The 13921-nt window shown below is 57.8% G+C and carries 15 protein-coding genes and 1 riboswitch; of the genes, 5 read left to right on the top strand and 10 right to left on the bottom strand.

All coding sequences use genetic code 11. The features are described from left to right. Positions 1-120: 120 nt before the first annotated feature. The 8 genes from ACO5R6_RS06895 to nudC all read right to left on the bottom strand — a co-directional run bounded on the left by ACO5R6_RS06895 (position 121) and on the right by nudC (position 6941). On the bottom strand, positions 121-1527 hold the full coding sequence (locus tag ACO5R6_RS06895) for a Sapep family Mn(2+)-dependent dipeptidase (protein WP_485626456.1): 1407 nt from the start codon (positions 1525-1527) through the stop codon (positions 121-123). A 55-nt stretch (positions 1528-1582) separates the two neighbouring features. Beyond that, on the bottom strand, positions 1583-2899 hold the full coding sequence (locus ACO5R6_RS06890) for an ATP-binding protein (RefSeq protein ID WP_485626455.1): 1317 nt from the start codon (positions 2897-2899) through the stop codon (positions 1583-1585). Between the two features lie 60 nt (positions 2900-2959). Further along, complete coding sequence (locus tag ACO5R6_RS06885; RefSeq protein WP_485626454.1) at positions 2960-3487, bottom strand: folate family ECF transporter S component; 528 nt, start codon at positions 3485-3487, stop codon at positions 2960-2962. Positions 3488-3555: 68 nt separating this feature from the next. Then, positions 3556-3654: riboswitch (THF riboswitch) on the bottom strand. A gap of 59 nt (positions 3655-3713) precedes the next feature. Next, the gene (locus ACO5R6_RS06880; protein ID WP_485626453.1) at positions 3714-4163 is read right to left on the bottom strand and encodes a GNAT family N-acetyltransferase; all 450 of its coding nucleotides are present in this window, start codon (positions 4161-4163) and stop codon (positions 3714-3716) included. 218 nt (positions 4164-4381) lie between these two features. Beyond that, the gene (locus tag ACO5R6_RS06875; protein ID WP_485626452.1) at positions 4382-4891 is read right to left on the bottom strand and encodes an NUDIX hydrolase; all 510 of its coding nucleotides are present in this window, start codon (positions 4889-4891) and stop codon (positions 4382-4384) included. A gap of 115 nt (positions 4892-5006) precedes the next feature. Continuing rightward, a complete protein-coding gene (locus ACO5R6_RS06870; protein WP_485626451.1) occupies positions 5007-5177 on the bottom strand; it encodes a hypothetical protein in 171 nt (56 codons plus the stop codon). A gap of 196 nt (positions 5178-5373) precedes the next feature. Continuing rightward, the gene (locus ACO5R6_RS06865; RefSeq protein ID WP_485626450.1) at positions 5374-5937 is read right to left on the bottom strand and encodes an MATE family efflux transporter; all 564 of its coding nucleotides are present in this window, start codon (positions 5935-5937) and stop codon (positions 5374-5376) included. A gap of 23 nt (positions 5938-5960) precedes the next feature. After that, positions 5961-6941 carry an NAD(+) diphosphatase gene (nudC, locus tag ACO5R6_RS06860; protein WP_485626449.1) on the bottom strand — a complete coding sequence of 327 codons (981 nt, stop codon included), beginning with the start codon at positions 6939-6941 and terminating at the stop codon, positions 5961-5963. A 135-nt stretch (positions 6942-7076) separates the two neighbouring features. On the opposite strand from nudC, the gene ACO5R6_RS06855 reads away from it, so the two are divergent. Then, a complete protein-coding gene (locus tag ACO5R6_RS06855; protein ID WP_485626448.1) occupies positions 7077-7739 on the top strand; it encodes an HAD family hydrolase in 663 nt (220 codons plus the stop codon). Here ACO5R6_RS06855 and ACO5R6_RS06850 read toward each other — a convergent pair. Continuing rightward, a complete protein-coding gene (locus ACO5R6_RS06850) occupies positions 7702-8979 on the bottom strand; it encodes a dihydroorotase (protein ID WP_485626447.1) in 1278 nt (425 codons plus the stop codon). The genes ACO5R6_RS06855 and ACO5R6_RS06850 overlap by 38 nt on opposite strands. Before the next feature lie 130 nt (positions 8980-9109). On the opposite strand from ACO5R6_RS06850, the gene ACO5R6_RS06845 reads away from it, so the two are divergent. The 3 genes from ACO5R6_RS06845 to ACO5R6_RS06835 all read left to right on the top strand — a co-directional run bounded on the left by ACO5R6_RS06845 (position 9110) and on the right by ACO5R6_RS06835 (position 12029). After that, positions 9110-9361 carry a hypothetical protein gene (locus tag ACO5R6_RS06845; protein WP_485626446.1) on the top strand — a complete coding sequence of 84 codons (252 nt, stop codon included), beginning with the start codon at positions 9110-9112 and terminating at the stop codon, positions 9359-9361. Further along, positions 9358-10419, top strand: a complete 1062-nt coding sequence (locus tag ACO5R6_RS06840; protein WP_485626445.1) for an ABC transporter substrate-binding protein — start codon at positions 9358-9360, stop codon at positions 10417-10419. The genes ACO5R6_RS06845 and ACO5R6_RS06840 overlap by 4 nt, the downstream gene beginning before the upstream one ends. Before the next feature lie 182 nt (positions 10420-10601). Next, positions 10602-12029 (top strand): ABC transporter permease subunit, encoded by a 1428-nt coding sequence (locus ACO5R6_RS06835; protein ID WP_485626444.1) that lies wholly within the window; start codon positions 10602-10604, stop codon positions 12027-12029. Between the two features lie 34 nt (positions 12030-12063). Here ACO5R6_RS06835 and ACO5R6_RS06830 read toward each other — a convergent pair whose 3' ends face one another. Beyond that, positions 12064-12255, bottom strand: a complete 192-nt coding sequence (locus ACO5R6_RS06830) for a manganese efflux pump (protein WP_485626443.1) — start codon at positions 12253-12255, stop codon at positions 12064-12066. A 147-nt stretch (positions 12256-12402) separates the two neighbouring features. On the opposite strand from ACO5R6_RS06830, the gene ACO5R6_RS06825 reads away from it, so the two are divergent. Beyond that, complete coding sequence (locus tag ACO5R6_RS06825) at positions 12403-13875, top strand: 4Fe-4S dicluster domain-containing protein (RefSeq protein WP_485626442.1); 1473 nt, start codon at positions 12403-12405, stop codon at positions 13873-13875. Positions 13876-13921 lie beyond the last annotated feature (46 nt).

The following is a 13921-nucleotide window of genomic DNA, read 5'->3' as shown; positions in this document are numbered from 1 at the left end:
CTCTATTTACAAGGCTTTGAAGGGGTTTTCATCAACACGTTTTGTCCTATAACTCCTCATTCAATCCTTCTATCGTCTGTCCTTCTCTGATCCCATCGTCCGATGGGGCCTGCGACTTTCTCAGCCGCAGAGTCTCACAATCGCATCTGCATAGACCTTGGCCGCAATCATGATGTTGTCGATATCGAAGAACTCATCCGCCCCGTGCATGCGGGTGTCACGGCCCGGCAGAACCGCGCCGAAGGCAACTCCGTTCTCCACATCGTGCACATAGGTGCCGCCACCGATCGCCATGCACTCTCCCTTGAGTCCCGTGACTTCCTCATAGGAGGCCAGCAGACTGCGGACAAAGTCGCTGTCTGCGGAGACGGCGTGGGGGGGAACCATTCCGTCGGACAGGAAGTCAAATCCGGCGGCCGTGAGTTTCTCTCTCGCGACATTCTCACAGTTGTCCTCATTGGATGAGAGGGGGGTTCTGGCATCGAACTTAAAATAGAGCTTCTTCTCATCGCAGCGGAAGAGGTCAAGGGTTGCCGTCAGAGGTCCGGACTCCGCGTCCTCATTGGCGATCCCGAGCGCGGACCCGTCCGTCAAGCCATAGGGGAAGAAGTCCGGCAGCTTGCGGTAGAAGGCCGTGCTGTCACACTCTGCCAGGGGAAGGCGGTTGATCAGGAGGACTGCCGCAAGGCCGGCATTGCGGCCCGTCTGCGGCGTGGAAGCATGGGCGGACTCTCCGATGACCGTCAGTTCCTTGTCCCCGGTCTTTTGGATGGAGACCCCGCAGAGTTCCTCTACCTGACGGATGGCCTCCTTGACCGGAGGAAGGTCCAGATCAAGCCCCTCGAAGGTCACATGCGCCTTCTGTGGGACGGCGTTGATCGCGATACCTGCATCCAGTCCGGTCACTCTGGGAGTCACCCGGGAGGAGGCCTCATCCAATTCTCTTGTGAAGGCCGCCTTAAACTGGCCGAGTTCCACATTGATCAGGGGGAAGTTGGCATCCGGAGAAAAGGTCATGGGAGCTGGCTTCTGACTGGCATAGTAGTGCTTGATATCCTCTGTCCCGGTCTCCTCCTGGGATCCGACAATCAGACGGACATTCTTGGTCAGCCTGGTCCCGGTCTCCCGGATGGCCCGCATGGCATAGGCAGCGCAGAGCATAGGGCCCTTGTCATCACTGGTTCCTCTGCCCCAGAGCCTGCCGTCCTTCTCAATGACCCGGAAGGGTTCGGTCACAGTCCATCCCTCTCCCGCCGGAACGACATCGGAATGGGCCAGCATGTCCAGATGCGCGGGCAGGCCTGCGTCAAAGTCCGCGTAACCGATGTAATTCTCCATATTCACTGTCTCAAATCCATAGGACGCAAGGAGGTCCAGGGCCTTGTTGAGCGCTCTGCAGGGCTCTTCGCCAAAGGGCATGCCCTCCTTCGCTTCCGCCTCCACCGAGGGAATCTCACACAGGGTCTTGATATCGTCTAAGAGGTCCTGCTTATGGGCGTCCAGCCACTCGTTGATTTTCTGATTCATCTTCGCTTCCTTCCTTTCTCTCTCCATGCCTTTCGACCGATCTCTTTTTCAAAGTCTATGTCTCCCCCTCCCGATAGGTTCCCAGCAGATAGTCGATGAACTGCTGGGCGGTTCTGCCCGAGAGACCTCCGTGACTCAGTTCCCAGACATTGGCCCTGGCCCGCAGGTCCTCCCCGCTGATGTCAAGCTCCGGATAGCGGGCGGCAATCGTCTCCACAATGCGGAAAAACTCCTTGGGCGAGGGCTTGAAGTAACCGATCTGCAGGCCGAAGCGGGCTGACAGGGACAGCTTCTCCTGCACCGTGTCATTCTTGTGGACGTCATCATCCTCGTGGTCGGTCTTGTCCCTCCAGGTCTCGCGTACCAGGTGCTTGCGATTGGATGTGGCGTAGATCAGGACATTCTCAGGCTTAGGCTCCAGGCCTCCCTCGATGATGGCCTTCAGGTATTTGTACTCCAGCTCGCTCTCCTCGAAGGAGAGGTCGTCCATATAGATGACAAAGCGGTAGTTGCGGTTCTTGATCTGATTGATGATCTTGGCCAGGTACTGAAACTGGTGCTTGTAAATCTCAATGATGCGAAGGCCCCGGCCGTAGTAGGCATTCAAAATCGCCTTGACCGAGGTGGACTTGCCTGTTCCCGCATCCCCGTAGAGGAGGACATTGTTGGCCTTGCGGCCGGCGACAAAGGCCCGGGTGTTGTCGACCAGCTCCCGCTTCTGCATCTCATAGCCCACGATATCATCGAGACGGATATCCAGGGTATTGGTGATCGGGACCAGGAGTTCGGTCTCCGGGTCTTCAGACACGCGGAAGGCCTTGTTGAGTCCGAACATTCCGACGCCGTAACGGCCGTAAAAGGAGGTGACCACCTGATAGAGTTCTGCGTCAGAGGAGGCCGCGTTGAAGGCCCCTGACAGTTCCCGTACCTTATCGGAGACGTTTCTGTTGTAGATCTGCTCTCTCTTCTCGACGGCGGTGAAATCCGTCAGGACGGAGAAGACCCGGATTCCCAGTTTCTCCTCAATCGGGGAGAAATCATAGTCGAAGAGCTGTTTGAAAATGCGCAGGTCATTTGCCACAAAGCGGTTGACCGACCCCTCCAGGGCCCCCTTCTTCTCCGCAACCAGGGTGAAGGGTGTCTCTGTCATGGCGAGCAGATAGGCCAGGTAATTCTGCCAGAGATTGGTATTGAAACCGTAGACCGTGGCCAGGTCGAGGAGGCGATGCACCTGCTCTAAGATCTCCTGTGAGACCTCTTCGGCCGACTTCTTCCCCTGATCCAGGTCCCGTATGGCAGCCGCCATCCGAAAGAGAATTGAGTCTCCGGAGATGGACCGGTAGATGATCAGTTTGCTTGTCAGTTGATACATATGTACCTCCAAAGCCCCTTTCGATCGCCCCATTATAGCACAAGAACTCTCCGGTTCCGGTCAGAGAGGCCGTCTTGACACCGGATCTCTTCTCCTAAAATGCGCCAGTAACTGCATGAGGGCAAAGAGCATGAGAGTCTGCACCGGCAGCATGATCAGCTGCTTTGGGATCCGACTGCCTACAACGGCGACAAAGCCCTTTCCGTAGAGCATACTGAGAAAGAAGCCGTTCATCAGGATATTGGCAATCAGCATCCGCAAGAACTCGCACAAAAAGCAGCGGGCAAGACTGAGCCTGCGCCCGTAGAAGATCAGGCCTGCGATCACGCCTCCGGTGGCTGCCGACAGGGTGAAGCCAGGGAAATAAGGCCCCGTCGGCTTGACCAGATAGCCCCCCAGGTCAGAGAGAGCCCCCACAAGTCCTCCGACAAAGGGCCCAAAGAGGGCTCCCGCCGTGGCATTGGCCAAAAAGCTGAAGCGGATCTCCACCAGCTGCGTGATGGGGATCTTGAAGAAGCCCAGAACAATCGACATGGCCACCAGCATGGCGGCCGTGGTCATCACACGGATATCCTTTAATTTTGACATAGAAATACCTCCTTCGCAGTCTTCCTTAACCGCACCGGAGGCAGATTGAATCTTCTTCACTTCGGAGCAGCAGCGGGATGCGACACCATGACCGCGAGGTATCCCTCTTCGTCCCTCTGACAACTCCCTGTTCAGGGGGCACTTAACGCCGTGGCATCTACTCTGCAACGATTGAGCAACAAGGCCATCATAGCAGGAACTCCCCTCCTTGGCAACCGATTTCAGCTCACAGCCCGGCAGGATTTCCTCCCGGGCTCTTCCAGGGGATAATCCTCTCTTGTGCCTTCCTGTGGTCTCCAATCATCTTCTCCATCCAGACCATGTCATACCAGCGGCCGAACTTATAACCGGACCTGTGGAAGCGGCCCAGGCCCCGGCCGGTCGCGGTCTCATCCAGATAGATAGACATTTCGACGGAGTGATCATAGGCCGCCCGCCGGATGAAGGGGGCCGCGTAAGCATAGCCCAGGATCTTCCCGGAGCACTCAGCCAGATAGTAGGGATAGCGGTCCGAGATCCGGCTGATCCGGCTCCGAAAGTCCGCAAGAGTCGGGACCTCTCTCTCGAAGCTGATGGCTGTCTCCTCCACATAGGGCCGGTAGATCTCAAGCAGGTCCGCCGCATCCTCCGGCCCCGCCGGGCGAAGGGCGATTCCTTGATTCACATTCTCAGACATCCTCTAGCCTCCCTCTTTGTCTGTCTGCCCGCAAGAGTTCCCGGCCTCTCCCCTCCCGCAGGGAGGTCTGACCTCCGCTCCGCAGAGAGCTGGCCTCCGCTCCGCAGGGAGCTGGCCTTCGCTCCGCAGGGGGCTGGCCTCCGCTCCGCAGGGGGCTGGCCTCCGCTCCGCAAGGAGCCCCGCCTCTCCTCCCCAGGCAGGAGGAAATCTCGTTGCGCTCAGGAAAAGGCCCTCTTAATGCTGTCATAGTGCAGGAAGCGCCCCTGAGAGGCAAAGCCTCGGATCTGCTCCTGCGTAGCCAGGAGGAAGCCATCCGTCTCCTCTTCCTGCAGCTGCACATCGGCCGCATCGAAGTCCAGTCGGAACTTGTAGACATCGACGAAGTAGTGGTTAGCCTCGTAGGGGTCCTCCCTGCGGTAGTCGAAGAGGAAGCCTCCCTCGGCCCCGCTCACATCAAGCCCGGTCTCCTCTAAGACCTCTCTTCTGACCGCCTCCAGGCTGGTCTCACCGGCCATGACACCTCCGCCGGAGACCTCCCAGGCGCCGGGGGCCCAGACCTTGTCCAGAGCCCGCTTGGTGATCAGATAGCGGCCGTCCGTCCGCTGGATCACTGCAAGAACCGTCAGGTGGTAGTCCCCCTCTGCCATGGTCCAGTCATTTCTCGCCATGGTCCGCCCGGTCAGCTCCTTGTTCTTATCATAGATATCCCAGTATTCCTCCCGGTCCATTTAATACTCCTCACTTGATCTACTTATACCTGATCCCGGATCTTCTCGTGAAAACCCCGCTTATGGTATGCCCGGACTGGCTGCTTTCTCATCCAGCCCTGTCTCCTATCTTATTCTAGAGGGTCAGGATCACGAAAATCCAGAGCAGGAAGAGGCCCAGGGCGATCGCATACATGGCAACCATGTCCCAGTACTCTCTTTTCGTCCGTGCCTCCTTGTCCCGGTTCCCGCCGAAGCGTCCGATCAGGGCAAAGAGTATGGCTGACAAGAGGGTTGCGATTTTCATCTTCCTTCTCCTTTCTTCCTCACCTTATCTATGACACCCAGCTTAACATATGGAATTTGCCTTGGCACAGAGAACTTGCCTTGGCATGTGGACCTCGCCTTGGCATATGTAACTTGTCTTAGTATATGGAACTTGCCCCGGGCGGTATATTTTCAGAATTCCCATGTCAGCAAAGGAACCTGCATCGTGGATATATCTAGTGCTTCATGGTGCGCATCCAGTCCCCGTGCAGGTAGCGTAGGCCAAATGAGAGACTCCGCGCCCCCCAGTCAATCAGCATGGCGATCCAGACTCCGATAATTCCCATCCCAGGACCTATGCCCAGCAGGTAGGAGAAAATAATTCGAAAGCAGAACATGGATGCAATCGATACCAGCATGGTATAGCGTACATCATTCGCCGCCCGAAGGAAGTTGGGGAAGGTGAAGGACATGGGCCATAAGACGACGGCAAAGCCAATGTGGATTGCAATCAGGGTCCAGGCCAGCTGTCTGGTCTCCTCTGTCAGTCCATGCAGGAGGAGAACATAGGTCATGATGATGAGACCGCCAGTCAGAACCGTGATCATGAGCTGGTTGGCCGCCCGACAGACCTGGTCCTCCCGTCCGGCGCCCAGGTACTGGGAGACCATCATTGTGTCGGCCATGCCGACCGTGATGGTCAGAGCTGTCTCCAGGACCAGGGGCCAGATCAGGCGGAAGAGATATTGATTTGTGAAGATTTGCCTCGGCCCGGCGGGATCGGCTTGGTGTGACTGCATCTTTCTCCTCTGCAAGCGACAAATTACATTCCGGCGCTCCCGCCGGGTTCCCTGCCATCCCTAAAGCACAGCATCATCTCATTGGTCAGGGACAGTTGGTCCGGCTGGCCGCAGACCTGGTCCCGGTCGAACCAGCCCGCCTCCCTGAGCTCCTCTTTGTCAATTCGGATGCTGGCAGGGCCGTCTACATCACAGTAGAAACCGGCCAGGAGGTCATCGACAATGCCCCAGGGCTGGGACTTGTAGTAGCGGATGTTCTTGACACGAAGTCCGGTCTCCTCCATGACCTCCCGGCGGACCGCATCCTCGAAGGTCTCTCCGATCTCTACGAAGCCTGCTACCAGGGCGTGATAATCAATCCCCCGGTCCCGGTACCTGGTCATGAGGATCTGGTCTCCCCGGATGACCCCCACAATCACGGCCGGCATGATCTTGGGATAGATATGGCTACCGCAGCAGGGGCAGATCAGGACCCGCTCCCTCTCCCCCAGGGTCATCCGGCTTCCACAGTGGCCGCAGAAGCGGTTGCCCTCATACCAGCGAAAGAGCTGATAGGCTGTCACAGCGGCGAAATACTGATAGGTCTGACCGACCTGGTCTGCCCGGATCCGGTGGAGGCGCTCATAGGCGTATCCCTCGCATCGGATCGATCCGGCCTCTCTTGCCCCGTCCTCTCTTGCCCCGTCCCCCTCTTGCCGGTCTGCGCTCTTGTCCTGATAGATCTGCGTCTCGGACAGGACCCGCCTGGTCTCATGACAGCGCCCCCTTGGAAGCGCTAGATAATAATCGGTCCCGTCTAAGGCGAAGAGACGGATAAAGCCAACATCCCCTCCAAAGTCTCTCCGCCTGGGGAGGACGAGCTGACCGGGCTTCTTGCCCCTGTCAGAATTCGATCGAATCAGGAGCTTGTCCTCCATAAAGCAGTACACCGGGCTGTCCGGGCCGGGCTCTGCACCCCGGACGAAGACGTTGTCAAATTGGTGGGGAGCGATATCCTGGATCATTGTCTTTGTCCTGCCTGTCATCGTCCTGCGAGAATTTCCATAGGAAGCTCTTCCTGTCCCGGGCAGGCACTGGTCTATTCCGCGCGGTGCGTTTATAATGCTAATGCATTATAGCACATGAAAGGACATCCCCTTATGCACGCCAATCTGATCTTCGATATGGACGGGACGCTCTGGGACTCCTCCGCAAACGTCGCCAGGTCTTGGACCGATGTCATCGCCGAATATCCCAACCCCGACCGGACCATAACGACAGAAGAGGATATCCGGTCCGTCATGGGCCACACGATGGATGAGGTCGCAGCCCTGCTCTTCCCCCGTACAGACCCGGATCTTCGCCGGCAGATTATGTCCGCGTGCGCCGCTCATGAGAACGCCTTTCTGGCCCAGCACGGGGGCAAGCTCTACCCACGGCTGGAGAAGACCCTGCAGGAGCTACAATCTGACGGCCACCGGCTCTTTATCGTCAGCAACTGTCAGTCCGGCTACATTGAGGCCTTTCTGGGCTTCTATGATTTCGGCGGCTATTTCAGCGACTTTGACTGCTTTGGCAACACCGGCTGCGGCAAGGACGGGACCATCCGTCTTCTGGCCGACCGCTGGGGACTCGGCAATGACTTCTACTACATCGGAGATATCCGGGGCGACTATATCGCCACCCTTAAGGCAGGCGGTCGATTCATCCACGCCGCCTACGGATTCGGCCGGGTTGATGCGGATGTCCCCCGGATCAAGGCCATCTCGGACTTGCCGGACTTGCTCAGCCGACAACTTCTCCCCGGCAGATGGTCATCTTGACCCTGCCGACCAGCTCACGCCCGATAAAGGGAGAATTGCCCGCTTTGGACCGGAAGGCATCAGTGACCTCCCAGACCTCATCCGGATCCAGGACGACCAGGTCCGCCGACATACCGATGGCGATCTGACCGGCTTCCAGACCATAGAGGCGCGCCGGGTTGATTGTCATCGCCCTTAAGGCCGTCATAAGCGATACACCCCCCTCCCGGACCGCATAGGTGTTGACCAGGGCAAATGCTGTCTCAAGACCGATCATGCCGCTCGGGGCCAGGGCCAGGGGCCGGGCTTTCTCCTCTCTGGTGTGGGGCGCATGGTCGGTCGCTATCATGTCGATGGTTCCGTCCGAAAGACCCCGGATCAGGCTAAGCCGGTCTTTCTCAGTCCGCAGGGGAGGATTGACCCTGGCCAGGGATCCCTGCTCCAGGACCAGGTCTTCCGTGGCGGCAAGATGGTGGGGTGTCACTTCCCCGTAGACGCGGATCCCCTTTCGCTTGGCCTCGCGCAGGATATCAACTGTCACCCCGGATGAGATGTGCTGAATGTCGAGCTTTGCGCCGATTCTCCGATTGAGCATGACATCTCTTGCCACCAGGACATACTCTGCCTCATCGGACGCTCCCTTGACCCCGAGTTTCTCTGCGACTGCCCCCGCGTTGACTCCCTGGCTTCCGATCAGGGCCGGGTCCTCCTCATGCAGGGAGATGGGGACATCGAGCTCTCCGGCCTTTTCCAGGGCCTTTTTTAGAATCCTCTCATCTGAGATCGGAAGGCCGTCGTCCGTGAAACCGACCGCGCCCGCCTCATAGAGCGCGCCGAAATCGACCGGTTCCTGCCCCTTCATCCCCCGGGTCACATTGGCCGTCTGTAAGACATGGATGGGAAGCGCTCTCTCCCGCTCGATCAGGTCTTGCAGGAGGTCAACGGAATCGATGGGAGGCTTGGTATTGGCCATGCAGATCACTGTTGTATAGCCTCCTGCCGCAGCGGCCGCAGCCCCGGTCACAAGATCCTCCTTATCGGTCAGGCCCGGATCCCGAAAGTGCACATGTACGTCCACAAAACCAGGCGCCAGGATCTTGCCTCCCAGGTCAATGACTTCATCGTATTCCATATCCCCGGGGGACAGCCTTCCGGCCGGCGCAATCTCCGCGATCCTTCCCTGATCATCAATCACAAGATCCCTCTTCTCATCCAGGCCGCTGGCCGGATCCATCAAGTGTCCGTCTCGTATCAACTTCATCGTCCCTTCCTCCTGAGACCGTCCATACCCTGTTCTTCGCTCTTTTATTCTACTACGGCTTGGGTCTGAATAGAAAACATCTCTCTTGTCTTATATTTGCTATAATAATTTTGTGAAAGGAGATGCATCCATGGCGCAGAACAAGAAAAAAGCGATTGCGCATGCCGGCCGAATCAACGCAGCGATTTTGCGAATGATGGACGAAGTGAACGAGCTTGGAATTGAAATTGCCTATAACGGCGCTCTGGACGGTGCTCCCGACTGGATCGACCACTGTCTGGATGCCCTGGAGACTGCCAGTGACGTCTTAGAGCAGAACCTAGACTTGGACACTTCCGTCGAGTTCGGCGATCTGGATGAAGAAGGGAAGGAGAAATCATGAAGAAGAAACTACTGTCTTTACTTTTAGCGGCATCCCTGGCCGTCACCGGTCTGGCTGCCTGCGGTCCCAAGAAAACGGACCGGAACCCTGAGCAGGACAAGAAACAGCAGGAGCAGACTGACCAGAAGAATAATCAGGACAAGAAGGAGCCGACCGGCAGCATCAAGACGATCGGTAGCGGGTCTATCCGCGTCGGCTCCCTGCTTGGCCCCACGTCCATGGGTCTTGTGGATATGTTCCATAACACGGAGAACAGCCAGTCCAAGGGTTCCTACACCTTCACCCTGGCCTCTCAGCCAGCCGACATCGTCGCCAAAGTGGCCTCCGGTGATCTGGACATCGCCCTGGTTCCGGCCAACCTCGCGGCCACCCTCTACAATAAGACCAAGGGCAATGTCAGTGTCATTGAGATCAACACAGGCAATGTCCTCTACTGTGTGACCGGCGACAAGTCCATCAAGTCCATTAAGGACCTGGCCGGCAAGACCGTCTACACCACCGGCCAGGGTGCTTCTCCCGAGTATGTTCTGAAGTACCTCCTGGAGAAGAACTCCGTCAAGGACACCAAGCTGGAGTTCAAGTCTGAGGCCACGGAGGTCGCTGCCGTCTTAGCCAAGGATTCCAACGCGATTGCGGTTCTGCCCCAGCCCTTCGTGACTGTTGCGGAGACCAAGAACAAGTCTCTTGCCACGGCATTCTCCCTGGGCGTTGCCTGGAACCAGGTCTCTGATTCCTCACTTGTAACCGGCGTTACCATCGTCCGCAAGGACTTCCTGAAAGACCACGCCGATGCGGTCAAGACCTTCATGGAAGAGCACTCTGCCGCCGTCGAGGCCGTCAATAACGATCCGGACTCCGCCAAGCTGGTCAGTGACTACGGCATCATCGAGAACCCGACCATCGCGGCCAACGCCATCCCCCACTGCAGCATTGAGTCTGTTGTCGGCCAGGAGATGAAGACGGCCCTCTCCGGCTATCTCAAGGTGCTCTGCGACGCCAATCCCAAATCCGTCGGCGGCAGTCTGCCCGCAGATGACTTCTACTATCTGGCTCGCTGAGGCCTATCAGTGACAGACGGTCGTTAAGATTAGTGATCCCAGCATGCAGATCACAGCGATCATAACGAATACTCTGGCAGATCTTGTCATAAGGCCCTCCTCTCTGTAACCTGCTTATGTTATAGGGGGGAGGGCTTAAATCTACCTTAAATTCGACCCGGAATAAGGACTTGTATTAGAATATGGATATGAAGAAGCATCCTCTGTTGCGAAAGGCAATCTACATCCTGATCTGGCTCCTGCTCTGGCAGGCCTTAAGCCTCCTTGTCCACAATGACATTCTCCTGGTCGGCCCTCCGGACGCTGCTTTTGCCCTGATCCGTCTCGCCCAAAGCCCGATTTTCGCCGAAAGCATCCTCTCCTCCCTCTTTCGGATTACGGGTGGGATCTGTCTGGGCAGCCTGCTGGGCCTGTCAGCCGCTCTTTTCTCTGCGCAAAGCCGCTATATCCGGGACTTCCTCCTCCCATTTGTCAGTATGATCAAGGCTGTTCCCGTGGCCGCCTTCGTCATCCTCCTTCTGATCTGGTTCGGCAGTGATCTGATTGCCCTGATCATCAGCCTCCTGGTTACCTTCCCTATCCTCTATATCAACAGCCTGCAGGCCCTGGATGCCCTGGATCCCAAGATGCAGGAAATGGCTGCCGCCTTTCGCATCCCCCGCCTCAGCCGGCTCCGCTATATCATTCTGCCCGAATGCCTCCCCGCCCTCCTCTCCGCCTTCTCCCTCGCCATCGGCATGGGGATAAAGTCCGGCGTTGCCGCCGAGGTCATCGGTCAGTCCGCCTGCTCTTTGGGCAATGCCCTCTATCGGTCCAAGATCTATCTGGAGACCGGACAGGTCCTGGCCTGGACCGCTGTCATCGTCCTCCTCTCCCGACTCCTGGAAAAGGGGTGGCTGGCCCTGCTGCAAAGAGCCATCCTCCCCCGCAGGAACAGGCGGCGGGACCGCCTTCAAGCCGCTTCCAATGGGGCTCTTAATTCCGGGACACGCGCGAAAGAGGCAGACCATCCAAAGCATCTTCCCATCTCCTCCTTGCTGCCTCGTCCGGATCTGGCCCCCCTCAAGCTGCGGGATGTCCGTGTCGGCTACGAGGATCTGACCATCCTCCCCCACTTCAGCTACAGCTTCCTGCCGGGCAGAACCTATGTCCTGACCGGCCCCTCCGGGTCCGGCAAGACCAGCCTGCTCATGTGCATACAGAAAAAAGCCGGCAAGGCCGGCCTGGTCTTCCAGGAGAATCGGCTCTGCATGGCCTTCTCCGCAGAGGACAACATAAGACTGATCGACCCCGGGCGCCTGTCCCGGAATCAGGCAGACCTCCTCCTTGCCCCCCTCTTTGCAGGGGAGGACTTCAAGCCGTACCTTCCCGTCAGCGAGTACTCCGGCGGCATGCAAAGACGGGTCGCCATTGCAAGAGCCTGCGCCTCCGATGCCCCCATCCTCCTTTTTGATGAGCCCCTGACCGGACTGGATGAGAAGAACATAGACCGGGCCCTCGCCTATATCAAACGGATGCGCGCGGGCCGCCCCCTGATCTTCACGGCGCACCGGGCGGACCGGCTGAGAGCTTATTTCCCTGACCTTGAGGAAATACCGGTCTCCTCCTAACCGGCAGGCTCCGTCAGCGGCTTCTCCTGCCTGGTCAAAAGACATCGAAGAAGATCAGAAATCCTATGGCCACCAGGACCAGTCCCCCCAGAACCGTTGCCTTGTCGGCCAACTTCATCCCGAACTTCTTGCCCAGGAAGACGCCAGTGACACAGATGACAAATGTGACGACCGCAATGATCAGGGAGGCGGCGAATGACCGGAGCAGACTGAAAGCGGCTCCCATGATAAACTCCTCTTTGATTGCAAAACAGTGTATAAATGCTAGCACCGGCTATATTTGGCCGTCAAGCCTCTGCGCGACTGCCTGACCCGAACACCTTCTTCCTATGCTATAATGCAGGTGAGGTTTAGATTTTATGGGAGGAGACACATGGTTAAGAACGATCAAAATATCAACTCGCTCAAGCACCATATTATGGAGGAAATTGCCCGCTTGGCCTGGGCGGATGAGCTGACGCCTGAGAATGAGGAGAAGCTGGCCTATCAGATCAGCCCCGGCCCCAAAGCCAACTACCGCTGTTGCGTCTACAAGGAGAGAGCGATTGTCCGTGAGCGCATCCGCCTGGCCAAGGGCCTCTGTCCCTCTCCCACGCGCGAGAGCGACAATGTCATTCAGGTCATAGACCCCGCCTGCGACGACTGTGCCATGCAGACCTATACGGTCACAGATAACTGCCGCTTCTGCCTGGGCAAGGCCTGCATCAATTCCTGTAAGTTCGGGGCCATCAGCGAAGGTGACCTCCGCATGCACATTGATCCGGCCAAGTGTAAGGAGTGCGGCCAGTGCGCCAAGAACTGTCCCTACGAGGCCATTGTCCACCTGACCCGCCCCTGCAAGAGGGTCTGCCCAGTCGGGGCCATCACCTTCGATGAGTACGGTTTCTGTAAGATCGATGAGGAGAAATGCGTCTCCTGCGGTCACTGCATCCACTCCTGCCCCTTCGGAGCCATCGGGTCCAAGACCTACCTGGTACAGATCATTAAGTCTATCAAGGCCGGCAAGGAGGTCATCGCCATGTGCGCACCCGCCACAGAGGGGCAGTTCGGCGATGACATCTCCATGGCATCCCTTCGCAATGCCCTGAAGGAAATCGGCTTTGCCGATATGGTTGAAGTCGGCCTGGGCGGCGATATGACTGCCGCCTATGAGGCTCTCGAGTGGTCAGAGGCCCTCAAGGAGGGGCGCAAGATGACCACCTCCTGCTGCCCGGCATTTATCCGAATGCTGCAGAAGCACTTCCCCAAGCAATACGAGGAGAATATGTCCTCCACCGTCTCTCCCATGACTGCTGTCAGCCGTTATCTGAAGGCCACCCACCCCGACTGCGTGACCGTCTTCATCGGCCCCTGCATCGCCAAGAAGGCGGAGTCTCAGGATACCTCTGTTCCGGATACCGCCGACTGGGTCATCTCCTACGGCGAATTCCGCGCCCTTCTTCGTTCCAAGGGCGTCGAGCCCAAGCCCGTCGATGATCCCTACCAGGAGGCTTCGATCTGGGGCAAGCGCTTCGCCAGCTCCGGCGGCGTCGCCAACGCCGTCATCGAGTGCATGAAGGAGCGGGGTGAAGATACGGACGACATCAAGCTCATGCGCTGTGCCGGCGGCGACGAATGCCGCAAGGCCCTGACCCTGCTCAAGGTCGGCAAGCTGGACGCCGACTTCATCGAGGGGATGGTCTGCCCCGGCGGCTGCGTCGGAGGCCCCTCCAAGCACAAGACCGAGATGGAGATCAACAAGGCCCGCGCCACACTTCTCCACAAGGCAGACGACCGCAAGGTCCTGGAGAATCTCAAGAACTATCCCATGGACAAGTTCTCCATGCACCGGGACGGGCATATGTAAGCAAGAGAATTTATGCTGCGCAGGCATTCCATTGTCATAGTGAAGG

It is taken from the genome of Shuttleworthella sp. (assembly GCF_057251025.1).
This window is presented reverse-complemented; position numbering and strand designations above follow the sequence as displayed.